At 63.6% G+C, this 21,985-nt stretch carries 19 protein-coding genes; 5 read left to right on the plus strand and 14 right to left on the minus strand.

The genetic code is table 11. The features are described from left to right. Position 1: 1 nt before the first annotated feature. Positions 2 to 2,851: a bifunctional transaldolase/phosoglucose isomerase gene (locus BCCGELA001_RS09330; RefSeq protein ID WP_060735125.1), complete on the minus strand. Its 2,850-nt coding sequence runs from the start codon at positions 2,849 to 2,851 to the stop codon at positions 2 to 4. An 806-nt stretch (positions 2,852 to 3,657) separates the two neighbouring features. On the opposite strand from BCCGELA001_RS09330, the gene BCCGELA001_RS09335 reads away from it, so the two are divergent. From BCCGELA001_RS09335 to BCCGELA001_RS09345, 3 genes are read left to right on the plus strand one after another with little or no spacing between them, the layout of a single operon-like run. Beyond that, positions 3,658 to 5,601, plus strand: coding sequence for a PrkA family serine protein kinase (locus tag BCCGELA001_RS09335; protein ID WP_060735126.1), 1,944 nt, complete (start codon positions 3,658 to 3,660; stop codon positions 5,599 to 5,601). A gap of 31 nt (positions 5,602 to 5,632) precedes the next feature. Continuing rightward, positions 5,633 to 6,910 (plus strand): YeaH/YhbH family protein, encoded by a 1,278-nt coding sequence (locus tag BCCGELA001_RS09340; RefSeq protein ID WP_193409783.1) that lies wholly within the window; start codon positions 5,633 to 5,635, stop codon positions 6,908 to 6,910. Beyond that, positions 6,907 to 8,445: a SpoVR family protein gene (locus BCCGELA001_RS09345; RefSeq protein WP_060735128.1), complete on the plus strand. Its 1,539-nt coding sequence runs from the start codon at positions 6,907 to 6,909 to the stop codon at positions 8,443 to 8,445. Before BCCGELA001_RS09340 ends, BCCGELA001_RS09345 begins: the two co-directional genes overlap by 4 nt. A 226-nt stretch (positions 8,446 to 8,671) precedes the next feature. Here BCCGELA001_RS09345 and BCCGELA001_RS09350 read toward each other — a convergent pair whose 3' ends face one another. The 6 genes from BCCGELA001_RS09350 to BCCGELA001_RS09375 all read right to left on the minus strand — a co-directional run bounded on the left by BCCGELA001_RS09350 (position 8,672) and on the right by BCCGELA001_RS09375 (position 11,442). Then, complete coding sequence (locus BCCGELA001_RS09350) at positions 8,672 to 9,109, minus strand: DUF1801 domain-containing protein (RefSeq protein ID WP_060735129.1); 438 nt, start codon at positions 9,107 to 9,109, stop codon at positions 8,672 to 8,674. A gap of 13 nt (positions 9,110 to 9,122) precedes the next feature. Next, positions 9,123 to 9,326, minus strand: coding sequence for a hypothetical protein (locus BCCGELA001_RS09355; RefSeq protein ID WP_060735130.1), 204 nt, complete (start codon positions 9,324 to 9,326; stop codon positions 9,123 to 9,125). A gap of 42 nt (positions 9,327 to 9,368) precedes the next feature. Beyond that, positions 9,369 to 9,800, minus strand: a complete 432-nt coding sequence (locus tag BCCGELA001_RS09360) for an SRPBCC family protein (protein ID WP_008559880.1) — start codon at positions 9,798 to 9,800, stop codon at positions 9,369 to 9,371. Further along, positions 9,797 to 10,120, minus strand: coding sequence for an ArsR/SmtB family transcription factor (locus BCCGELA001_RS09365; RefSeq protein WP_008559878.1), 324 nt, complete (start codon positions 10,118 to 10,120; stop codon positions 9,797 to 9,799). The genes BCCGELA001_RS09360 and BCCGELA001_RS09365 overlap by 4 nt, the downstream gene beginning before the upstream one ends. Positions 10,121 to 10,337: 217 nt before the next feature. Continuing rightward, the gene (locus BCCGELA001_RS09370; protein WP_060735131.1) at positions 10,338 to 10,787 is read right to left on the minus strand and encodes a DsrE family protein; all 450 of its coding nucleotides are present in this window, start codon (positions 10,785 to 10,787) and stop codon (positions 10,338 to 10,340) included. Between the two features lie 34 nt (positions 10,788 to 10,821). Then, on the minus strand, positions 10,822 to 11,442 hold the full coding sequence (locus BCCGELA001_RS09375; RefSeq protein WP_008559872.1) for a hypothetical protein: 621 nt from the start codon (positions 11,440 to 11,442) through the stop codon (positions 10,822 to 10,824). Positions 11,443 to 11,765: 323 nt separating this feature from the next. Between BCCGELA001_RS09375 and BCCGELA001_RS09380 the strand changes: the two genes are divergently transcribed. Continuing rightward, positions 11,766 to 13,295, plus strand: coding sequence for an SUMF1/EgtB/PvdO family nonheme iron enzyme (locus BCCGELA001_RS09380; protein ID WP_060735132.1), 1,530 nt, complete (start codon positions 11,766 to 11,768; stop codon positions 13,293 to 13,295). Positions 13,296 to 13,312: 17 nt separating this feature from the next. Next, positions 13,313 to 13,759: a DUF4399 domain-containing protein gene (locus BCCGELA001_RS09385; protein WP_008559856.1), complete on the plus strand. Its 447-nt coding sequence runs from the start codon at positions 13,313 to 13,315 to the stop codon at positions 13,757 to 13,759. Here the strand turns inward: BCCGELA001_RS09385 and BCCGELA001_RS09390 are convergent, their stop codons facing one another. From BCCGELA001_RS09390 to pqqD, 7 genes are all read right to left on the minus strand, one after another. Continuing rightward, complete coding sequence (locus BCCGELA001_RS09390; protein ID WP_008559854.1) at positions 13,760 to 14,815, minus strand: 2-oxoacid:ferredoxin oxidoreductase subunit beta; 1,056 nt, start codon at positions 14,813 to 14,815, stop codon at positions 13,760 to 13,762. Positions 14,816 to 14,945: 130 nt separating this feature from the next. After that, positions 14,946 to 16,793: a 2-oxoacid:acceptor oxidoreductase subunit alpha gene (locus tag BCCGELA001_RS09395; RefSeq protein WP_060735133.1), complete on the minus strand. Its 1,848-nt coding sequence runs from the start codon at positions 16,791 to 16,793 to the stop codon at positions 14,946 to 14,948. Then, positions 16,763 to 18,562, minus strand: a complete 1,800-nt coding sequence (locus tag BCCGELA001_RS09400) for an FAD-dependent oxidoreductase (protein ID WP_060735134.1) — start codon at positions 18,560 to 18,562, stop codon at positions 16,763 to 16,765. The genes BCCGELA001_RS09395 and BCCGELA001_RS09400 overlap by 31 nt, the downstream gene beginning before the upstream one ends. Before the next feature lie 242 nt (positions 18,563 to 18,804). Beyond that, positions 18,805 to 19,482: a DUF4286 family protein gene (locus BCCGELA001_RS09405; RefSeq protein ID WP_008559833.1), complete on the minus strand. Its 678-nt coding sequence runs from the start codon at positions 19,480 to 19,482 to the stop codon at positions 18,805 to 18,807. A gap of 13 nt (positions 19,483 to 19,495) precedes the next feature. Then, positions 19,496 to 20,482, minus strand: a complete 987-nt coding sequence (gene pip / locus BCCGELA001_RS09410; RefSeq protein ID WP_008559831.1) for a prolyl aminopeptidase — start codon at positions 20,480 to 20,482, stop codon at positions 19,496 to 19,498. Then, positions 20,472 to 21,671: a pyrroloquinoline quinone biosynthesis protein PqqE gene (pqqE, locus tag BCCGELA001_RS09415; RefSeq protein ID WP_008559829.1), complete on the minus strand. Its 1,200-nt coding sequence runs from the start codon at positions 21,669 to 21,671 to the stop codon at positions 20,472 to 20,474. The genes pip and pqqE overlap by 11 nt, the downstream gene beginning before the upstream one ends. Then, entirely contained in the window at positions 21,668 to 21,979 is a 312-nt protein-coding gene (pqqD, locus tag BCCGELA001_RS09420; protein ID WP_060735135.1) for a pyrroloquinoline quinone biosynthesis peptide chaperone PqqD, read from the minus strand. The genes pqqE and pqqD overlap by 4 nt, the downstream gene beginning before the upstream one ends. Positions 21,980 to 21,985: the final 6 nt, after the last annotated feature.

Here is a 21,985-nt window from a genome sequence, read left to right on the forward strand (position 1 = left end):
CTTAGTTCAGCGCGTCGTTGAGCGCCGCATTGAGCGCGGCGAGACCTTTCTTGACTCCGCCTTTCAAATGCACGCGCAGCGCACGCCGGCCGCGCTCGGTGAGCACGTCGAAATCGCCGCGCGCCTGCGCCGCCTTGATCACGCCGAAGCTGGCCTTCTGGCCCGGCACCGCGAGATCCTTGGCGTCGTCGGCCGTGATCTGGAGGAACACGCCGCTGTCGGGTCCGCCCTTGTAGGCTTGTCCGGTCGAGTGCAGGAAGCGCGGGCCGAACTCGGCGCAGGTGGCGACATGCCGCTTCTCGCGCACCTCGAGCCGCATGGCCTGGAGCGCGTCCATCGTGGCCTTGTCGCGCTCGACGTAGCCGAGCAGGGCGACATAGTCGCCATCGCCCGAGCGCGACAGATGCGCCTTCAGCCAGGAGGTGAGGTCGCCATTGGCGCCGGCGGCGCGGAGCGCCGTGGCGTTGGCTTCGTCGGTGTAGAGATCGGCGTCCGTGGTGCTGACCACCGGCTGCTCTTCCGGCAGCGCGCCGGTCTTCTCGAAGGCGGACGTGAGCTCGCGCGTCTTGATCTTGGCCGCCTCCACGTCCGGTTGGTCGAACGGGTTGATGCCGAGGATGCTGCCGGCCACGGCCGTCGCCATCTCGAAGCGGAAGAACTCCTGACCGAGATGCTCGATCGACTTCATGACGATACGGACCACGGGATGGCCGGCCGCCTCGATGGCGGCAAGCTGGGAGTCGTGGGCCGCATCCGCCTCGCCCTCGATACGGATATCGATGAAGAAGCGATCGCTGCCGTAGACGGAAGGATCACCCAGCGGCTCGCCCTCGATCGGGATCAGGCCCTTGCCTTCCTTGCCGGTGGATTCCGCGATGAGCTGCTCGGCCCAGGCGCCGAAATCGGCGATCTTCTTCGAGGCCAGGATCGTCACCTTGTCTCGGCCTTCCAGGCCGGCGAGGCCCATGGCAAGTCCGAGCTGCACGCCGGGGTTTTCGGACGGCGGCACGTCCGGCCCGCAGGAGCGGGCCATCGCCAGTGCATGCTTGATGAAGGTCTTGACGTCGATGCCCGCGGTCGCCGCGGGCACGAGGCCGAACGGCGACAGCACGGAGTAGCGTCCGCCGATCGAGGGCTCGCCGTGGAAGATGCGGGCATAGTTCAGCTTCTTCGCTGCCTTCTCCAGCGACGAGCCGGGATCGGTCACGGCGATGAAGCGATGGCCGGTCTTCACCTTGGTCCCGACCGCCTTGGCCACCTGCGCATGGAAATAGTCCTTCATCGCATTCGGCTCGGTCGTGCCGCCGGATTTGCTGGAGACGATGAAGACGGTGTTGGCGATGTCGATCCGGGCCTCCATCGCCCGCACCTGCGCCGGATCGGTGGAATCAAGCACATGCAGTTTCGGGAAGCCGGGCTTCTTGCCGAAGGTTTCGGCGAGCACCTCCGGCCCGAGGCTCGATCCGCCCATGCCGAGCACGACGGCGTCGGAGAACTTTTGGCCCTTCACCCGGCCCGCATAATCCTCGTAGTCGGCGATATCGGCCTTGGCCGCGCTGTCGAGCCAGCCCAGCCATTTGTCCTCATCCGCGCCGGTCCAGACCGATTTGTCGCGCTGCCACAGCCTGCGGATCTTGGCTGACGCCCGCCATTCCTCGGTGCTCTCCACCACCGCCTTGCCGAGCCCGTCGCCGAGCGAGAGAGATTGGCGGTCGAGCGCGGGGCCCAGCACGGTGACGCGCTTGTGGGCGACGGCGCCATAGAGCTTGTCGGCGGCGTCGGCGAACAGCTTGACGCCGTCCTTGACCAGCTCCTCGGTGATCGCATCGAGCGAGATGCCCGAGCGCTCCAGCTCCTCCAGCACGCGCTGCGCATCCTCGATATTCTCTTCCAGACTGTCGCGCGGCTTGCCGTGGTCGCGGAAGGCGTCGAGCGTCGCCGGCGGCACGGTGTTGACGGTGTCGGGGCCGATCAGCTCCTCGACATAGAGGACGTCGCTGTAGTCCTTGTTCTTGGTGCCGGTGGATGCCCACAGCATGCGCTGCGGCTGGGCGCCCTTGGCAGCGAGCTTCTCCCAGCGCGGCCCTGAGAACAGGCGCTTGTAGTCCTGATAGGCGAGCTTGGCATTGGCGATCGCGACCTTGCCCTTGAGCGCGGCGAGCCGCTCCTTTTCGGAGGGGTCGTTGGCGCGGGCGATCTTCTCGTCGAGCTGCTTGTCGACGACCGAGTCGATGCGGCTGACGAAGAAGCTCGCGACGCTCGCCACATGCGAGGGATCGCCGCCCCCGGCGACGTATTTTTCGAGCCCGGCGATGTAGGCCTCGGCGACCTGGAGATAGACCTCCTTGGAAAACAGCAGCGTGATGTTGATGCTGATGCCGTCGCCGATCAGCTGCTCGATCGCCGGCAGGCCCTCGGGCGTCGCCGGCACCTTCACCATCAGGTTCTTGCGACCAACGTCCTTCCAGAGCCGCCGCGCTTCGGCGACCGTGCCCGACGTGTCCATCGCGAGGTAAGGCGACACTTCCAGGCTGACATAGCCGTCGCCGCCCTTGAGGCGGTCATAGACCGGGCGCAGCACGTCGGCGGCACTCTGGATGTCCTCGATCGCGACCGCCTCGAACAACTCTGCCACGGTCCGGTCGCCGCGCTTCAGCGCCTTGCCGATCGGGGCGTCGTACTCGTCCGAGCTGCCGATCGCCTTCTCGAAGATCGAAGGATTGGAGGTGACGCCCTTGACGCCGTCGGTGTCGATCAGCCGCTTCAAATCGCCATTGGCGATGAAGCCGCGGGCGAGGAAGTCCAGCCAGACGGCTTGTCCGTGCTTTTCCAGTTCTTTGACGGAATTCATGATGTTTATTGTCTCCAAGCCTGCGGGCGAGGGGTTTCCGCGCCGGTCCTGACGCGCTATCCTGTAGCCTACATGCTTCCTTGTGGGAACCAATCAAGGGCATGGGCGTCATACCCTGCGCGGTAACTCCGTCGCGATCATGGCGATCCAGGCGGCCCTGCCGAACTGGGAGGGTGGTGTTCGTCATTCTGTTGGCATTCGCGATCGTCGCAGCGGCAACGGTCGCGACGGCAACGAATGACTGCTGTACGACTTTAGTGGCGGAAGTTTTGACCGAGGCGTGACGCAAGTCGCAGGATGATCCTGCTGACGCAGTCCTGCGGCGGCAGAGCCGAGCGCGTCGCTTTGTGCGCGAGGCGTTCGCATGGTTCGTTTGTCGCAGGACTCGGCGACTGATTTCGATACATCGCTGCGCTTGCCATGATCGTCGCACCGTCGGCGGTCTGTGCACTGCATTGCAGCAGGAAGATGAACGACCGCTCAAGGCTTCGCCGTACAAGCGTCATAAGATCGCCGCTGGCAGATCGCTATGCTGCAGCGCCGGATGAACGCATCCCCGGTAATGCCCGGATGTTGCGAGCGAGTGACATTTTCTGGAAATGAGCCAATATGGATGTAGATTCGCTCAAATTACAGGCATGTGCCTGTTCGTAACTCAACGAGTGCCTACGTTGTGCGTTGCGTCGAGCCGGCACCAAGGTGTCCAATGATCGTCATGTGCTCACGCTGATTCGAAACGGCCTGAGGAACGGTCCGGTAACTGCTTTCGTTTCAGCTTGTAGCGGAACTTCACGCGGAGAGGGATCATGTACAACGATTCTCTATTCAACGCTTTCGCTCGGTCGTTCGAGGCGAGAAGCCAGCACGACATGTCGATGGCGGAATATCTGGAATCGTGTCGAAGCGATCCCATGAAATACGCGAACGCGGCCGAACGACTGCTAGCTGCCATCGGTGACCCCCAGACGATCGACACGGCCAAGGATACCCGCCTTGGCCGTATTTTTTTGAACCGCACGATCCGTACCTATCCGGCCTTCGCGGGCTTCTACGGCATGGAAGAAACCATCGAGCGCATCGTCGGTTTCTTCCGCCACGCCGCGCAAGGCCTCGAAGAGCGCAAGCAGATCCTCTATCTGCTCGGCCCGGTCGGCGGCGGCAAATCCTCGCTCGCCGAGCGGTTGAAGTCGCTGATGGAAGTGCATCCGATCTACGTGCTGAAGGCCGGCGACGAACTATCGCCCGTGTTCGAGAGCCCGCTCAGCCTGTTCGATCCCGATCATCTCGGCCCGATGCTGGAAGAGAAGTACGGCATTCCGCGCCGCCGCCTCACCGGCCTGATGAGTCCGTGGTGCTACAAGCGGCTCGAAGCCTTCGGCGGCGATATTTCCCAGTTCCGGGTCGCAAAAATCCAGCCGTCGCGGCTACGCCAGATCGCGATCTCCAAGACCGAGCCGGGTGACGAGAACAACCAGGACATCTCCTCGCTGGTGGGCAAGGTCGACATCCGCAAGCTCGAGACCTACGCGCAGAACGATCCCGACGCCTACAGCTATTCCGGCGGCCTCAATCGCGCCAATCAGGGCGTGCTCGAGTTCGTCGAGATGTTCAAGGCGCCGATCAAGATGCTGCATCCGCTGCTCACGGCGACGCAGGAAGGCAACTACATCGGCACCGAGAACATCGGCGCGATTCCCTTCACCGGCGTCATCCTCGCGCACTCCAACGAGGCCGAGTGGGCGAGCTTCAAGGCCAACAAGAACAACGAAGCCTTCATCGACCGCATCTGCGTGATCAAGGTGCCGTACTGCCTGCGCGTCACCGAGGAGCAGAAGATCTACGAGAAGCTGATCCAGGGCTCCGAGCTCGCGGCCGCGCCTTGCGCGCCCTCGACGCTGGAGACGCTGGCTCGGTTCTCGGTGATGTCGCGTCTGCGCAAGCACGAGAATTCCACGCTGTTCGGCAAGATGCGGGTCTATGACGGCGAGAGCCTGAAGGAATCCGATCCGAAGGCGCGCAGCGTCCAGGAATATCGCGACGCCGCCGGCGTCGACGAGGGCATGGACGGCGTCTCCACCCGTTTCGCCTTCAAGATACTGGCTGCGACCTTCAACCACGATCCGCAGGAGGTCGCCGCCGACGCCGTGCACCTGATGTACGCGCTGGAGCAGGCGATCCGCCGCGAGCAGCTGCCGGAGGAAACCGAGAAACGTTATCTCGAATTCATCAAGGCAGAGCTCGCGCCGCGCTATGCCGAGTTCATCGGCAACGAGATCCAGAAGGCTTATCTCGAATCCTACTCGGACTACGGCCAGAACCTGTTCGACCGCTACGTCGATTATGCCGACGCCTGGATCGAGGATCAGGATTTCAAGGATCCCGACACCGGCCAGCTGCTGGATCGCGAGCTTTTGAACCAGGAATTGACGAAAATCGAGAAGCCGGCGGGCATCGCCAACCCCAAGGACTTCCGCAACGAGGTCGTCAAATTCTCGTTACGCTCCCGGGCCCAGAACGGCGGCAAGAATCCGACCTGGACGTCCTACGAGAAGATTCGCGACGTGATCGAAAAGAGGATATTCTCCCAAGTCGAGGACCTGCTTCCGGTCATCTCCTTCGGGTCGAAGAAGGACGGCGAGACGGAGAAGAAGCACGGTGAGTTCGTTGCACGCATGGTGGAGCGCGGCTACACCGAGCGTCAGGTTCGCCGGCTCGTCGAATGGTACATGCGCGTGAAGCAGGCCGGTTGAGGCGGGATGGGAGGCGAATGGTCAAGTGCCCATTCACATCATTGACAGGCGCCTGAATCCAGGCGGCAAGAGTCTTGAGAACCGGCAGCGGTTCTTGCGTCGGGCCAAGTCCCTGGTGCAGGGCGCCGTCAAGAAGACCTCGCAGGAACGCGACATCAAGGACGTCCTGGAGGGTGGTGAGGTCACGATCCCGCTCGACGGCATGCACGAGCCGCGCTTCCGCCGCGAGGGCGGCACGCGCGACATGGTGCTGCCCGGAAACAAGAAGTTCATCGAGGGCGACTATCTCCAGCGCTCCGGCCAGGGCAGTGCCAAGGATTCAGGTCCGGGCGAAGGCGACAGCGAGGATGCCTTCCGTTTCGTGCTGAGCCGCGACGAATTCGTCGACCTCTTCCTCGACGACCTCGAACTGCCGGATCTCGCCAAGCGCAAGATCGCGCAGACCGAGAGCGAGGGCATCCAGCGCGCCGGCTACACCACCTCGGGCTCGCCCGCCAACATCTCGGTGAGCCGGACGGTGCAGCTCGCACTGGCTCGCCGCATCGCGCTCCGCCGTCCCCGCAAGAGCGAGATCGAGGAGCTCGAGGCCGAGATCGCCGCGTGCACCGACGAGGATGTTCGCATCGAGCTGCTGGACAAGCTCGCGAAGCTGAAGGCGAAGTCCAAGCGCATTCCCTTCATCGACCCGCTCGATATCCGCTACCGTCGCTACGAGAAGGTGCCGCGGCCCGTGGCGCAAGCCGTGATGTTCTGTCTGATGGACGTCTCCGGTTCGATGTCCGAGCACATGAAGGATCTGGCCAAGCGCTTCTACATGCTGCTCTATGTGTTCCTGAAGCGGCGCTACAAGCATGTCGAGATCGTCTTCATCCGCCATACCGACCGCGCCGAGGAGGTGGACGAGCAGACCTTCTTCTACGGTCCGGCCTCCGGCGGCACGCTGGTCTCCAGCGCGCTCCAGGCGATGCACGAGATCGTGCGCGAGCGCTTCAATCCCTCGGACTGGAACATCTACGCTGCGCAAGCCTCGGACGGCGACAATTCCTATTCCGACGGCGAGCTCACCGGCATGCTGCTGACCGACAAGATCCTGCCGGTCTGCCAGTTCTTTGCCTATCTCGAGGTTGGGGAATCCGGCGGCAGCGCTTTCGATCTCTCCGATTCCTCGCTCTGGAGCCTGTACGACCGCCTGCGCAACAGCGGCGCGCCGCTGTCGATGCGCAAGGTCTCCGAGCGCAGCGAGATCTTCCCGGTGTTCCACGACCTGTTCCAGCGCCGCGAAACCACTCAGGAGAAGGCCGCTCCATGACGGAACGCTTGTTCGAAGGCGCGGATTGGGACTTCCACACCCTGCAGCGCATCACCGATGCCTGCGAGGAGGTGGCGCTGAAGGAGCTCGGTCTCGACGTCTATCCGAACCAGATAGAGGTGATCACCGCCGAGCAGATGCTGGACGCGTACTCGTCGGTCGGCATGCCCTTGTTCTACAAGCACTGGTCGTTCGGCAAGCATTTCGCGTTTCACGAGGCGTCCTACCGCAAGGGCCTGATGGGCCTCGCCTATGAGATCGTGATCAATTCCTCGCCCTGCATCTCCTACCTGATGGAGGAGAACACGGCGACGATGCAGACGCTGGTGATCGCGCACGCCGCCTTCGGCCACAACCACTTCTTCAAGAACAACTATCTGTTCAAGCAGTGGACCGACGCCGACGGCATCCTGGATTATCTCGATTTCGCGAAAAACTATGTCGCGACCTGCGAGGAGCGCTACGGCCGCATCGAGGTCGAGCGCACGCTCGACGCCGCGCATGCGCTGATGTCCCACGGCATCGACCGCTATCCCGGCAAGAAGAAGCTCGATCTGCGCGCCGAGGAGAAGCGGGCGGGGCGCCGCCGCCAGCACGAGGAGGAGGTCTTCAACGATCTCTGGCGCACCGTGCCGAAGGGCGCCGCCAAGAGCCGGTCCGCGCTCAGCATCGAGCGCCGCCGCAAGCTGCTCGGCCTGCCGCAGGAGAATCTGCTCTATTTCCTGGAGAAGAGCGCGCCGCGGCTGGCGCCCTGGCAGCGCGAGCTGTTGCGCATCGTCCGCCACATCGCGCAATATTTCTACCCGCAGAGCCAGACCAAGGTCATGAACGAGGGGACGGCGACCTACGTCCATTACCGCATCATGACCCAGCTGCATCAGCAGGGCCGCATCACCGACGGCAACTTCCTCGAATTCCTGGGATCGCACACCAACGTGGTGTTCCAGCCCGAATTCGACGATCCGCGCTTCTCCGGCTTCAATCCCTACGCGCTCGGCTTTGCCGTGATGCAGGACATCGAGCGCATCGTCACCAGTCCGGAGGACGAGGACCGCGAGTGGTTCCCGGATATTGCCGGCAAGAACGACGTGATGGGCGTGCTGCGCGACGTCTGGGCCAATTACCGCGACGAGAGCTTCATCGGTCAGTTCCTCAGTCCGAAGCTGATGCGGCACTTCCGCATGTTTCATCTGCACGACGATCCCGAGGAGCGCGCCGGCATCCGGGTCGATGCCATCCACGACGAGCGCGGCTTCCGTCGGGTCCGGCGCGAGCTGGCGCGGCAGCACGATGTCGGCTACATCGATGCCAATATCGAGGTGGTCGACGTCGACCTTTCCGGCGACCGCCGGCTGATCCTGCATCACCATGTCATCAAGGGCTCGCAGCTCAACGAGACCGACGCCAAGCGCGTGCTGCAACATCTCGCCGACCTCTGGACCTACGACGTCGCGCTGATCGAGGTCGATGCCAACGACAAAGTCCTGCGCGAATACGTCGTGAGCCCGCGCCCGATCCCGGCCGCGGTGGCCTGAGGCGGTCGGAGCCGACTGATTGGGCGGCTGGCTCGGCCCGCGGCCCATCCTTCGAGACGCCCGCCTCTGGCGGGCCCTCAGGATGAGGACGGAGTGTGCGGCCGCACTTTCGACGGACCAAGATGCTGCTTAGCCTCATCCTGAGGAGACCGCGCAGCGGTCGTCTCGAAGGGCGAGGCGCTTGCTCCGGTCGCCGCCAAGAATTACTTCGAGTTGGCGTGTTGCACTAAGGCGACCGCTTCGCCGGCTTCTTCTTCGACGCATTCAACTCCACCGCCGCGCGGATCAGAGCCTTCAACGCTTTCTCGTTGATCTTCTCGCCTTCGCGAATATCAATCGCCCGCCGCACATTGCCATCGAGGCTGGAGTTGAACAGGCCCGCCGGATCCGCAAGTGCCGCGCCCTTAGCAAAGGTCAGCTTCACCACCTCCTTGTAGGTCTCGCCGGTGCAGATGATGCCGTCGTGCTCCCACACGGGAACGCCGCGCCATTTCCACTCTTCGACGATTTCGGGATCGGCCTCTTTGATCAGGCCGCGGACCCGCGCCAGCATCTCGCCGCGCCAGTCGCCGAGCTCCTTGATCCTGCCGTCGATCAGCTTTGCGGGGGAGGCCTGCTTCGTGTCCTTCGCGCCAGCCTTCTTCGCCGTCACAGCCGTCTTCATCATCTCGCCTCGTTCACGCGTTGTTGCGATTGAGATAGGGCAGCGCGAACAGATAGAGCCCGGTCGCGAGCAACGGAATGAGCGGGACGAGCGCCAGGAAACCGATCCACACCGCCTGGACCTGCATGGTCATCGCCACGATGTTGGCGATGACGGCGAGGGTGAAAGCCATCGACAGCCAGCGATGAACTTGCCGAATCCACATAGGCGTGCTCATTGGGACCTCCTTTGAGAATGATCGAAATGGATCGCGACGGAGCTAACTGGCCCGCGCCAGGACTTCGTCCAGCTTGGCCAAGAACTGCTTCCAGCCGGCATGCGCGCCGCCAAAGGCTTGCTTCTGCGTCGGGCTGAAGCCCGCCTGTTCGACGCGCAGATGCGTGCCCGTGCCGGTCGGCGTCAGCGTGAAGGTGACGACGCTTTTCAGGTCGAACGCCGCATCCTCGTGCGAGAAATTCCAGGTGTAGGCGAGACTCTTCTGCGGCTCGATGGTGAGCACCTCGCAGTCCAGCACGCCGCCCCATTCGCCGCGAAGATTGAAGCGGTGGCCGACGACCGGCTTGAAGTCGTTCTTCATCAGCCATTCCTCGATCAGATGCGGCTGTGTCAGCGCGCGCCAGATCCGCTCGGCCGGAAAGCTGAATTCACGCTCGATCACGACGGAGCGCGTCTCGGTCGAGGCTTCTGTCATTGGTCCATCCTCTTCAGGAGATCGTCGAGCGCGTCGAGGCGCTTTTGCCAGAACCCGGCCATCCGGCTGGTCCAGTCGACCAGCGGATCGAGCGCGCCGGGCTGCGCGCTGTAATGGGTCTGGCGTCCCTCGTGGCGGTCGCGCACGAGGCCGGCCTGCTTTAGGGCGCCGAGATGTTTCGAGACCGCTGGCTGGGAAACACCCGATCGCAGCGTCAGGGCCCCGACCGTTTGCTCGCCCTCGCGGCACAGCCGCTCGAAGATCGCCCGCCGGGTCGGGTCGGCGAGCGTCCTGAACAAGAGGTCGGGGGCGGTGGGCATACGGAATCCATAACCGGTAAGTTATGGATAACTCATAACCGCAGGGTTATGGGTAAGTCAAGCCGGATTAGGCGATATTGTTTTCGCTCGTGCTCCGCGCTCCGTCATTGCGAGCGAAGCGAAGCAATCCAGAATCCCTCCGCGGAAACAGCCTGGATTGCGTCGTCGCAAGAGCTCCTCGCAATGACGGAGAACGTGGTTGCAGCTCGCGCACTACCTATGGCCGCAGATACAAATACCCCTGCGATTGCAGCTCCGCGATGCGCACCACGCCGCCTTTCTCCGCGTTGACGAAGCCCGGCAGCAGATCCGTCAGCGTGACGTTCTGCGCCTTCATCGTGTTGCCGCAGGCCGCCAGTTCGACGCCGCCCCTGGAAAAATCGCCGACGCGCTTGCTGACGTCGGGATTGGCCTGCGCCCCATGAAACGCCTTCAGCGCAGGCCCGTGGATGACGAGCGCGATCGTGACGTGCTCGGGGCCGCCGACGCCGTCGATGTGGTTCTGGATGTTGCCGAGCACGAAATGGACCTTCTCGGCGTCGCTGAGGTGATAGACGACCTTGAGCTTGTTACCGCCGCTCGTTTCGGTCGCGGCTTGTGCACGCGAGGCGCCAAAGGCTGCGCCCAGCGCCGAGACGGCGCTCCACAAGATGTTCCGGCGGTTCATGGCGATCTCCCGGCCTGACTTCGCCGGACACATATCACTTGGAGCGCAGCGCGGCGAGTTCCTTGCGGTCCGTCACCAGCGAGGCGCACTCGCTGTTGTCAGTGCGATCGAGGCGGAAGATCTTGTCGTCGGCGCCGGCGGTCAGCGAATGCTCGGCCTCGTCGTCCGGCTTGTTGTTCTGCCAGACCCTGACACGTTCGAGCCGCACGATCGCGGACTTGTCGTCCTTGGAGAGCGCAACGCCGATGCCGCCGCCGTCGCAGTCGACGCCGCAGCCGAGGCGCACTTCGTCGCCGCTCCTGGTGAATACGGCGTGGTTGCAGGAGCCGCTGGAGTCGAAATCGCCGCTGCGGTGGCGGTATCTGAAGCCGAGGCGGAAGGAGTGGTGCAGCTCCTTGTCCTCCTTGTCGACTTCCGCCGAGATCAGCAGCTTCATCGCGGCGACCTTCTGCTTCGGGTGCCGTGCCAGATGGTCGGCATCGTAGCGGCGGACGAAGCAGGCATAGGCCTTCTCGCCCGGCGGGCCCGCATACATGCGTGCGTTGAAGGTCTCGGTTTCGGCCTTGCCGGCTTCGCGGATGTCGTCGACGTCCTCGGCGCGGCCGACGCTGGTCAGCGCAGCCAAAGTGAGGACAGCAAGGATGACGAGCTTCATGAGGGCCTCGCGCGCATGACAAGCTTTGCCGCAGCAGGACAGAGCTGCTGTCTGTTAGACGCAGACGTGATGCCTCGCGTTCAACCCTCGCAAGTCGCTCGTGCCGCCATCGTGGTGAGGAATCGGACCAGTGGCTTCACACCGTGCCTTAGTCACTGATTGGATCAAGAAGGTTCAAGCGGTGAAGCGGGCGGTCCCTCGGAACTCGACGCCTGCGATCGCTGGGACATTGTCTCGGTTCGTCAATGTGATAGCCTTCACAGACGACCGCCTTCGGCGGTCGTAAGCTGGGGCTGCCTTGTCAGTGTGTGGAGTCCCCCGCAATGGGCGAAATTCGCAACTTCAGATCCGGCAATGATGAGCCGCCTCCGCACGGCTCCATGCCTCGTCGCCTCGCGGCGATCATAGTCGGCGACATCGCTTCGTACAGCCGCATGATGCAGGCCGATGAGGAGGGGACGCATGTCCGCGTCAAGCGGATCGAGCGTGACCTCATCTATCCCAGCATCGTCGAGCACCATGGAACGCTGGTGAAGACGACGGGCGATGGCTTCATCGCCATTTTCGACAGCCCTGTCGAGGCCGTTCGATGCAGCATCGTCATCCAGCAGAACCTCATCGGCCGCAATGCTTCGCTCCCCAAGCATTCGCGGCTCGAATACCGGATCGGCGTCAATCTTGGCGACGTCATCGTGGAGTCGGACGATGTCTACGGCGACGGCGTCAACATCGCCACACGCATCGAGGGCATTGCCGAGCCCGGTCAGGTCTATATCTCGGGCGCGATCTACGAGCAGATCAAGCACAAGGTGGTATGCGGCTATGAGTCGCTCGGCGACCGCAAGGTCAAGAACATCACCGATCCGGTGCGCGTCTATCGTGTGCTGCCGGACGCGGATGCCGTCGGCAAGACAAGAAGCCGGCGCGAGAACGCGCTGATCTTTTTGCTGGCCATTACAGTGCTGATAATAGCCACCGGCGCGCTCTGGTATTTGCTGGCGCAGCCCGGCAGGAGGGGCGAGCAGGCCGCCGCGCCGCCCGCAGCGCCGGCCGCATCACCGAGTCCTCAAGCGTCGCCGAGCGAGGCGGCGACCCAGACGCCGCAACCCTCTCCGTCATTGGCTTCGTCGCCTTCGACCCCGACTCCAACTCCGGCCCCCAGCCCATCGGCGACGCCGCTTCGCGAGCCCGAGATGATCGCCATTCGCGGCGGCAGCTTCGCGATGGGAAGCAATGATGATCCGACCGAACGGCCCGTCCACCAGGTCACGATCAAGCCGTTCTCGATCGGAAAATATCCGGTGACAGTGCAGGAGTGGAATGAATGCGCTGCCGCCAAGGCGTGCGGATTCACGGCCACCGGCAAGGACGATGCCCCGGTCAGCAATGTGAGTTGGACCGATGCCCAGCAATATGCCGCCTGGCTCGCGCAGGCCACGAAGAAGCCCTACCGGCTTCCGAGCGAAGCCGAATGGGAGTATGCGGCGCGCGGTGGGACGCAGACCAAATATTGGTGGGGCGACAAGCTCCAGCCGGGCATGGCCGGCTGCAAGGATTGCGGTGAACTTGCGGCCGAGCAGCCGGCCAAGGTCGGCAGCTTCAAGGCAAATCCATTCGGGCTCTACGACATGGGCGGCGGCATCGATCAGTGGGTCGCGGACTGCTGGCGCCGGACGTATCAGGGCGCGCCCAGCGACGGCTCGGCATGGACTACCGCTGACTGCAGTGCTCACGTCCTGCGCTCGGGCTCCTGGAAGAACGATTCGGGATATGTGCGGCCGTCAAACCGCGGTGGATACGATACCGGTGTCCGTTACCCCACGCATGGATTTCGGATCGCGCTCAGTCCTTAGGCACTGGAGTCAATTTGATGAAGATCGTTTCCTGTATCGCGCTGGCGGCTGCAATTGCATTGCTCCCCGGCGCGGCCTATCCACAAGGCAAAACTGCGCCAAAGGACGCCAAGCTCTATTTCATCTCGCCGTATAATGGCCAGAAGATCCGTGGTGGATTTTGGGTCCGGTTCGGCCTGCGCAACATGGGCGTGACGCATGCCGGTGACGACTACCACAATGCCGGCCATCATCATCTGTTGATCGATGTGAAAGACCCCATCGACGCCAAGGAGCCGATTCCGCAGGACAAGTCCCATCTGCATTTCGGAGCAGGACAGACCGAGACGTTCCTCGAGCTTCCGCCGGGCACGCACACGCTGCAGCTGGTGCTTGGCGACGCCAAGCACTATCCGTTCGAACCACCCGTCGTGTCGGAGAAGATCACGATACGCGTCAGGCCGGCGGCGTCGGCGCGAAGATGATCACCGCAAGCTGGCGTTGATCTTGTCCAGCACCGCGGAGCCCGGGCACAGCGTATCCGCTTCCAGCGCGTTGAGCGGCGTCTCGACCGTGTTGAGGTGCTCGTGCAAATCTTCCGCCTCGGGATCGACATAGAGCAGGCCGGTGACGATCTGGCCCTTGGCCGCGTGCCGAGCGAGGAAGGTCTGGGCCCCCAGACGGTCGTGCGGATCGTAATCGGCATCGATCTTGCGAAGTGCGATCTTGTTGCCGTCGTGCTGCTCGACCACCTGCACGGTGCCCGGCGCATAGTCCACCGCGATGGGATCGCGGCCGACCAGCACGTCGAGCCGGTTCACGGCGTCGTTGTGCTCGCGGACATAGTCGAAGCTCTTGGTCGAGCCGGCATGGTTGTTGAAGGCGATGCAGGGGCTGATGACGTCGATGAAGGACGCGCCCTTGTGCCGTATGGCCGCCGCGATCAGCGGCACCAGCTGGGTCTTGTCGCCGGAGAAGGAGCGCGCGACGAAGGTGGCCCCCAACTGCAGCGCGATGGCGACGAGATCGATCGCGTTGTCGGTGTTGGTGACGCCCTTCTTGCTCTTCGAGCCGCGGTCGGCGGTCGCGGAGAACTGGCCCTTGGTCAGGCCGTAGACGCCGTTGTTCTCGACGATATAGGTCATGTTGACGCCGCGCCGGATCGAATGCGCGAACTGGCCGAAGCCGATCGAGGCGGAATCGCCGTCGCCGGAAACGCCGAGATAGATCAGATCGCGGTTGGCGAGGTTGGCGCCCGTCAGCACGCTCGGCATGCGGCCGTGCACTGAGTTGAAGCCGTGGGAATTGCCGAGGAAATAGTCTGGCGTTTTCGACGAGCAGCCGATGCCGGAGATCTTCGCCACCCGGTGTGGCTCGATCGAGAGTTCATAGCAGGCCTCGATGATCGAGGCTGTGATCGAATCGTGGCCGCAGCCGGCGCACAGCGTCGAGATCTTGCCCTCGTAGTCGCGGTGGGTGTAGCCGAGCTCGTTCTTTTTCAGGCCCGGATGATGGAATTTCGGCTTGGCAATATAGGTCATGACAGCACCTGCGATCCCAAGGCCGTCATGGCCGGGCTTGACCCGGCCATCCACGTCTTGGCCAGGAAAAAGAAAGGCGTGGATGCCCGGGTCAAGCCCGGGCATGACGACGTAGAGAGTGACGGGCAAATCATGACACGGCCTTGCGGAGCGGGGTCACCTTGAGGTGATCCTGATGGTCGCCGATGGCTTTTGCGATGAAGCGGGCGGTGATGGGCGTGCCGTCGTAATGCACGATCGGCACGAGCCGGACGGGGTCGATGCCGTTCTCGTTGACGATGAGCTGGCGCAGCTGGCTGTCGCGGTTCTGCTCGACCACGTAGACGAAATCGTGCTCGGCGAGGAAGCTCGCGACGCTCGAGTGGAAGGGGAAGGCGCGAATGCGCAGGCGGTCGAGCTGATGTCCGCGCGCCTCGAGCAGCCCGATCGCCTCGTCCATCGCCGGCGAGGTCGAGCCGAAATAGATCACGCCATATTTGGTCGGCCGCTCCGCATTGGCCTGCAGCGGCCGCGGCACGAGGTCCTGCGCCGTCTCGAACTTGCGCACCAGGCGCTGCATGTTGTCGGCGTAGACCGAACCTTCCTCGGAATAGCGCGCATAGCGATCACGGGAGGTGCCGCGGGTGAAGTAGGAGCCCTTGGTCGGATGCGTGCCGGGATAGGTGCGGTAGGGGATGCCGTCACCGTCGACGTCGAGATAGCGGCCGAAGTCGCGGCCTTCCTCCAGCATCTCCGTGGTCATCACCTTGCCGCGGTCGTATTGGCGCGCGTCGTCCCATTTCAGCGGTCGGCAGAGCCGATGGTTCATGCCGATGTCGAGGTCGAGCATCAGGAAGATCGTGGTCTGCAGCCGCTCGGCGAGGTCGAACGCGGCCGCCGCGAACTCGAACGCCTCCGCCGGATCTTCCGGGAACAGCAGCACGTGCTTGGTGTCGCCATGCGAGGCATAGGCACAGGCGATGATGTCGCATTGCTGGGTGCGCGTCGGCATGCCCGTCGAGGGGCCGGCGCGCTGGATGTTCATGATCACGGCGGGAATCTCGGCAAAATATGAGAGGCCGATGAACTCTGTCATCAGCGAGATGCCCGGGCCGGATGTCGCGGTGAAGGCGCGGGCGCCGTTCCAGGATGCGCCGATGACGATGCCGATCGAGGCCAATTCGTCCTCGCCCTGCACGATCGCGTATTTCGCCTTGCCCGTCTCAGGATCGTGCCGATACTTCTTGCAATGAGCGGTGAAGGCCTCAGCCACCGAGGAGGACGGCGTGATCGGATACCACGCGCACACCGTGGCGCCGCCATAGACCGCGCCGAGCGCGGCCGCGCTGTTGCCCTCGATGAAGATGCGGTCGCCGACCTTGTCGGACTTCTTCACCCGCAGCCCGATCGGGCATTTCAGGTTCTGCAGCGCCCAGTCGCGGCCGAGATGCAGCGCGTGGACGTTGGAGGAGAGCAGCTTCTCCTTGCCCTTGTACTGCTCGCCGATCAGCTGCTCGATCACCTTCGGATCCATGTCGAGCAGCGCGCTGAGCGCGCCGAGATAGATGATGTTCTTGAACAGCTGGCGCTGGCGCGGATCGGTATAGGTCGAGTTGGTGATCGCGGTGAGGGGAACGCCGATCACGGTGATGTCGTCGCGGAATTTTGTCGACGGCATCGGTTTGGTGGAGTCATAGAACAGATAGCCACCCGGCTCGATGCCGGCGACGTCCTTGTCCCAGGTCTGCGGATTCATCGCCACCATCATGTCGACCCCGCCGCGGGCGCCGAGATGACCGTCCTCCGTCACCCGCACCTCGTACCAGGTCGGCAGGCCCTGGATGTTGGAGGGAAAGATGTTGCGCGGGGATACGGGAACGCCGTGGCGCAGGATCGCGCGCGCGAACATCTCGTTGGCGCTGGCCGAACCCGAGCCGTTGACGTTGGCGAAGCGGACGACGAAGTCGTTTACGCTGCTGAGCGGCTTTTTGTCGGACATGTCGAACCTGCGTGGGTCATCTCGATGAAATATTTCTGCATGTCCCAGGCGCCGGTGGGACAACGCTCGGCGCACAGCCCGCAATGCAGGCAGACGTCCTCGTCCTTCACCATCACGCGCCCGGTCTTCAGATCCGAGGAGACGTAGAGGTCCTGGTCCGGATGCAGCGAGGGCGCCTTCAGGCGATGGCGCAGATCGTCTTCCTCGCCGTTGGCCGTGAAGGTGATGCAGTCCATCGGGCAGATGTCGACGCAGGCATCGCACTCGATGCAGAGCGATGTCGAGAACACGGTCTGCACGTCGCAGTTCAGGCAGCGATGCGCCTCGCCGAGCGCGAGCTTGACGTCGTAGCCGAGTTCGACCTCGGCGCGGATGTCCTTGAGCGCGATCACCTTGTCGCGATGCGGCACCTTGTAGCGTTTGTCGATGGAGATGTCGTTGTCATAGCTCCATTCGTGGATGCCCATCTTCTGCGAGGAAATTTGCACCTCCGGCAGCGGGCGTTCGGTGACGTCCTCGCCGGAGAGCATCTTGTGGATCGACAGCGCGGCGTCATGGCCGTGGGCGACCGCCCAGATGATGTTCTTCGGGCCGAACGCGGCGTCGCCGCCGAAGAAGACTTTCGGATTGGTCGAGACGAAGGTCTTGGGATCGACCTCCGGCATGTGCCGTTTGTCGAACGCGATGCCGCAATCCTGCTCGATCCACGGGAAGGCGTTTTCCTGGCCGACCGCGACCAGCACGTCGTCGCAGGGAATGGTCTGATCGGGGTCGCCCGAAGGCACGAGGTTACGGCGGCCCTTGTCGTCGTATTCGGCTTTGACGTGCTGGAAGGTGACGCCGATGAGCTTGCCGCTGACATGCTTGAAGGCCACCGGCACCATGTAGTTGAGGATCGGAATGTCCTCGTGGAGCGCGTCCTCCTTCTCCCAGGGCGAGGCCTTCATCTCCTCGAAGCCGGAGCGCACGATCACCGTGACTTTCTCGCCGCCGAGGCGACGCGCGGTGCGGCAGCAATCCATCGCGGTGTTGCCGCCGCCGAGCACGATGACGCGCTTGCCGATCTTGTCGACATGGCCGAAAGACACGTTAGCCAACCACTCGATGCCGATATGGATGTTGCTAGCTGCCTCCTTGCGGCCGGGAATGTCGAGCTCGCGGCCGCGCGGCGCGCCGGAGCCGACGAAGACCGCGTCATACTTCTCCGCGAGCAGCGCCTTCATGCTCTCGATGCGGTGACCGCCTTTGTATTCAACGCCGAGACCCAGGATGTAGCCGGTCTCCTCGTCGATGACCGAATTGGGCAGACGGAATTTCGGGATCTGCGTGCGCATCATGCCGCCGGCTTCCGGATCGGCATCGAACACGGTGCAGTGATAGCCGAGCGGCGCCAGATCGCGCGCCACCGTCAGCGAGGCGGGACCGCCGCCGACCAGCGCGACGCGCTTGCCGTTCTTCGCCGCCGGCTTCGGCAGGCGCTGCTTGATGTCGTCTTTGAAGTCGGCCGCAACGCGCTTGAGGCGGCAGATCGCGACGGGGGTTTCCTCGACGCGACCGCGCCGGCACGCCGGCTCGCATGGACGATCGCAGGTGCGTCCCAGGATTCCGGGAAACACGTTCGACTTCCAATTGATCATGTAGGCGTCGCTGTAGCGGCCTTGGGCGATCAGTCGGATGTATTCGGGAACGGGAGTGTGCGCAGGACAGGCCCATTGGCAATCGACCACTTTGTGAAAGTAGTCGGGGGCCGCAATATCGGTCGGTTTCATTCCTACCCTGTCCGCGCAGGCCCAAAGACCCCGCGGCCTTTTTTGTTTGAGCTTGGCGAGCGCTTAACGCGCTTCAATCTGGTTTCTGAATGACGTCATTGGGTTAGCTTATTAGAACCGTTCCGAAGTACAACGGCAAAGTTTCGAGATCACCGCCTTTCATAGGAGCTGCGCGCCAGCAGCATTGACGCCGCCGCATCGGCCATGCGGCAGTGCAGCATGTTGCGATGGATGTGAGCGCGTCAGGCGCGCGCGATGTCGCTCTTCGCGAGGTCCCACATCAGGCAGTAGGTACCGACGGACACGGGAGGCGGCAGCGGCGATGCGGCAGGACCCGTGAAGCGCTCGGCGATTACGGCCGAGACCGCGCCGACTTGCGTGCCGTCGATCAGCACGAACCAGTCGTGCGCGCCTTCGTTGCGCACCGCCGGAATGCCGGCCGTTGCGCCCGACAATTCCGGCTCGCTTTCGAGCAGATGCATCGAGATGATGCCGTCGTGCGTTTCGGGCCTCAGCTTTTCCTGCAGGGCATCACGCCAGGACGCCGCATTGTCGGGCGTCGGCCGCAGCCGCACCAGGCCGAGCGCAGCGCCGCGTCCGGTGCCGTTGCTGATGGTGATACGCGCGACGACGCGCAGCATGTCCTTGAAGCGCGCCATGCTCTTCCGCGACCAGTCGGTCTGGTTGGCCAGCCGCGCCCGATAGGCGGGGCTGTCGAGCACATCGAGCGTCGTGGTCGAGTACAGCGAGAGATATTTGGGATTGGCGGCATGCGCGACATAGCGCCGCGCCTCCAGGAATCCCTCGATTGCGACGCGCTCTTCCAGATGTTCGCGATCGTACCAGCGGTTGAAATCGGCCTCGTCCGCTGCGTCGATGTTCATCGACGTCAGCAGCATGCCTTTCCCGGCGAGCGGCATTCTTCTTGTCCTCTCATCGCCCGATCTTCGATGCGAGGTCCGCGATCGACTTCATCACGGCGTCCCTCACGCCGGTATCATAGAGCGAATGTCCTGCGCCTTCCACGACGCGAAGCTCGGAACCGGGCCATACTTTCGTCAGGGCCTGCGACGTCTCGGGCGGACACAACAGGTCATAGCGGCCTTGGACGATGATGCCCGGGATGCCTTCGAGCCGAGCCGCATTCCGCAGCAGCTGGCTGTCACTCATGAAGCTGTCGTTGACGAAATAATGCGCCTCCATGAACGGCGTCGCCGGCAGCGTGCGCCAGACGTTCAGCGAGGCGAGGTCCAGCCGGGTCTTGGCAGGCTTGTGCTCGGACAAGACGCGCTCGGTATCGTGCCAGGCCCGTACGGCTGGACCGTGCACGGCCGGATCGGCATCGAGAATGCGGCGCCAATAGGCCTCGACCGGCCGCGCCCGCTCTTCCGGCGGCAGCACACTCAGAAAATCCTCGTACAGTGCGGGATAGAATTGCGCCAGGCGCGAGGTGAAGGCCGTCTCGACCTCCGTCCGCGTGCCGAGGAACGTCGCGCGCAACGCGATGCCGGACACGCGCTCGGGATGCGCCTCCGCATAGGCCAGCGCCAGCGTCGCGCCCCAGGAGCCGCCGACCACCATCCAGCGGTCGAAGCCGAATTTCTCGCGGATCTTTTCCATGTCCGCGATCAGATGCGCGGTGGTGTTGTGCGCGCGCGACCCCTTGGGACGGCTGCGGCCGCAGCCGCGCTGGTCGAACAGCACGGCGCAGAAGCGGTCCGGATCAAACAGCCGGCGATGGTCGGGCTGGCAGCCGCTGCCGGGCCCGCCATGCAGATAGATTGCGGGAATGCCATCGCTGCGCCCGACGCTCTCGACATAGAGCTCATGGCCGTCGCCGACGTCGAGCATGTCGGAGGTCAGCGGAGCGAAGGGGTCGGCACGTCTAACGGAAGCGGCCGCGTCGGCGTCAGGTGCCATTCTCGGATTCCAGAGTACCGCCGGCGAAGTTGCGGTAAAGGAAGCGGCTGGTCTCGCCTTCGGCTTCGGCTTCCGCCTGCTTGAAGATGGTCTCGTGCAGCGGCGACAGCGCGCAGGCCGGGTCGGTGTTGGCGGCATCGCCCGTCAGCGCAAAGGCCTGGCAGCGGCAGCCGCCGAAATCGATCTCGCGGAATTCGCAGCTCTTGCACGGCTCCTTCATCCAGCCGGTGCCGCGATAGCGGCTGAAGGCGTCGGAGTTCTGCCAGATCCAGGCGATCGAATGGTTGGAGCGCACCGATTCGAAATCGAGCCCGGTGATGCTCTCGGCGGCGTGGCAGGGCAGCACCTTGCCGGCGGGCGAGATGTTGAAGAACTGCCGGCCCCAGCCGCCCATGCATTTCTTCGGCCGCAGCGCGTAATAATCAGGCACGACATAGTCGATGGTCAGCCGGCCCTTCAGCTGCTCGCGCGCCTCCTCGACGATGCGGGTGCATTCGTCGAGCTGCGCCACCGTCGGCATCAGCGCGGCGCGGTTCTTCAGCGCCCAGCCGTAATATTGCACATTGGCGACTTCGAGCCGGTCGGCGTCGAGATCGAGCGACATCTGGATGATGTCGGGGAGCTGGTGCAAATTCTGCCGGTGCATCACCGCGTTCACGGTGAGCGGCAGATCGAGCTCGCGCGTCCATTTGGCGACTTCGAGCTTCTTGCGGTGGCCGCCCTTGTAACCGGCGACGCGATCGGCGAGGCCTTCCTCGATGCCCTGGAAAGAGATCTGCACGTGGCAGAGTCCGGCATCGGCGAGATCGCTGAGCTTGTCGCGCGTCAGCAGCACGGCCGAGGTGATGAGGTTGGTGTAGAGCCCGACGTCGCTGGCGTGCTTGACCAGTTCGACCAGGTCCTTGCGCGCGGTCGGCTCACCACCGGAGAAGTGCACCTGGAGCACGCCGATCTCGGCGAGCTCGCTCAGCACCTTTTTCCATTCGTCTGTCGTCAGCTCCTTGCCCGAGCGATCGAGCTCGACCGGGTTGGAGCAATAGGGGCATTGCAGCGGGCAGCGGTGAGTGATTTCGAGCAGCACCGCGAGCGGAATGCCGAACGTCTCCGCCGTCGAGCGCTGCTTCTCCAGCACCGCGAGACTGTCGCTTGTCTCCGGCGTGATCGTGGGATTGCCGAGCACGTCGCTCATGGCGTCTTCTCCCTGATCTCCGTGAGGAAGCCCTTGTCGGCGAGATCCTGCAGCATGGCGATGACATCGGTGAGGATCGCCTCGCGCGGCGCGGCATATTTCGCGGCGAGCTGATCGGCGACGTCACCGACATTGCGTTCGCCATTGCAGAGCTGCAAGACCTCGACCGCGATCTCGTCCGGCGCCAGCACCCGTTCCGGCGCCAGGATCACCCAGACTTTGCGCGTCTCGTCGTATTTCAGCTTGGCATGCCGCGGCAGCACGGGGCGGCTTGCCTCGCTGACGCTGATGTGACGCGGCCCGGCCATTGCTCT

Origin of the sequence: Bradyrhizobium sp. CCGE-LA001, from assembly GCF_000296215.2 — a bacterium.
Taxonomy (GTDB): Bacteria; Pseudomonadota; Alphaproteobacteria; order Rhizobiales; family Xanthobacteraceae; genus Bradyrhizobium.

Bases quoted from the DNA above. Each gene is read 5' to 3' on its own strand.
- BCCGELA001_RS09330 (WP_060735125.1), bottom strand. From the start codon at position 2,851: ATGAATTCCGTCAAAGAACTGGAAAAGCACGGACAAGCCGTCTGGCTG.
- BCCGELA001_RS09335 (WP_060735126.1), top strand. From the start codon at position 3,658: ATGTACAACGATTCTCTATTCAACGCTTTCGCTCGGTCGTTCGAGGCG.
- BCCGELA001_RS09345 (WP_060735128.1), top strand. From the start codon at position 6,907: ATGACGGAACGCTTGTTCGAAGGCGCGGATTGGGACTTCCACACCCTG.
- BCCGELA001_RS09350 (WP_060735129.1), bottom strand. From the start codon at position 9,109: ATGAAGACGGCTGTGACGGCGAAGAAGGCTGGCGCGAAGGACACGAAG.
- BCCGELA001_RS09355 (WP_060735130.1), bottom strand. From the start codon at position 9,326: ATGAGCACGCCTATGTGGATTCGGCAAGTTCATCGCTGGCTGTCGATG.
- BCCGELA001_RS09360 (WP_008559880.1), bottom strand. From the start codon at position 9,800: ATGACAGAAGCCTCGACCGAGACGCGCTCCGTCGTGATCGAGCGTGAA.
- BCCGELA001_RS09365 (WP_008559878.1), bottom strand. From the start codon at position 10,120: ATGCCCACCGCCCCCGACCTCTTGTTCAGGACGCTCGCCGACCCGACC.
- BCCGELA001_RS09370 (WP_060735131.1), bottom strand. From the start codon at position 10,787: ATGAACCGCCGGAACATCTTGTGGAGCGCCGTCTCGGCGCTGGGCGCA.
- BCCGELA001_RS09375 (WP_008559872.1), bottom strand. From the start codon at position 11,442: ATGAAGCTCGTCATCCTTGCTGTCCTCACTTTGGCTGCGCTGACCAGC.
- BCCGELA001_RS09380 (WP_060735132.1), top strand. From the start codon at position 11,766: ATGGGCGAAATTCGCAACTTCAGATCCGGCAATGATGAGCCGCCTCCG.
- BCCGELA001_RS09385 (WP_008559856.1), top strand. From the start codon at position 13,313: ATGAAGATCGTTTCCTGTATCGCGCTGGCGGCTGCAATTGCATTGCTC.
- BCCGELA001_RS09390 (WP_008559854.1), bottom strand. From the start codon at position 14,815: ATGACCTATATTGCCAAGCCGAAATTCCATCATCCGGGCCTGAAAAAG.
- BCCGELA001_RS09395 (WP_060735133.1), bottom strand. From the start codon at position 16,793: ATGTCCGACAAAAAGCCGCTCAGCAGCGTAAACGACTTCGTCGTCCGC.
- BCCGELA001_RS09400 (WP_060735134.1), bottom strand. From the start codon at position 18,562: ATGAAACCGACCGATATTGCGGCCCCCGACTACTTTCACAAAGTGGTC.
- BCCGELA001_RS09405 (WP_008559833.1), bottom strand. From the start codon at position 19,482: ATGCCGCTCGCCGGGAAAGGCATGCTGCTGACGTCGATGAACATCGAC.
- pip (WP_008559831.1), bottom strand. From the start codon at position 20,482: ATGGCACCTGACGCCGACGCGGCCGCTTCCGTTAGACGTGCCGACCCC.
- pqqE (WP_008559829.1), bottom strand. From the start codon at position 21,671: ATGAGCGACGTGCTCGGCAATCCCACGATCACGCCGGAGACAAGCGAC.
- pqqD (WP_060735135.1), bottom strand. From the start codon at position 21,979: ATGGCCGGGCCGCGTCACATCAGCGTCAGCGAGGCAAGCCGCCCCGTG.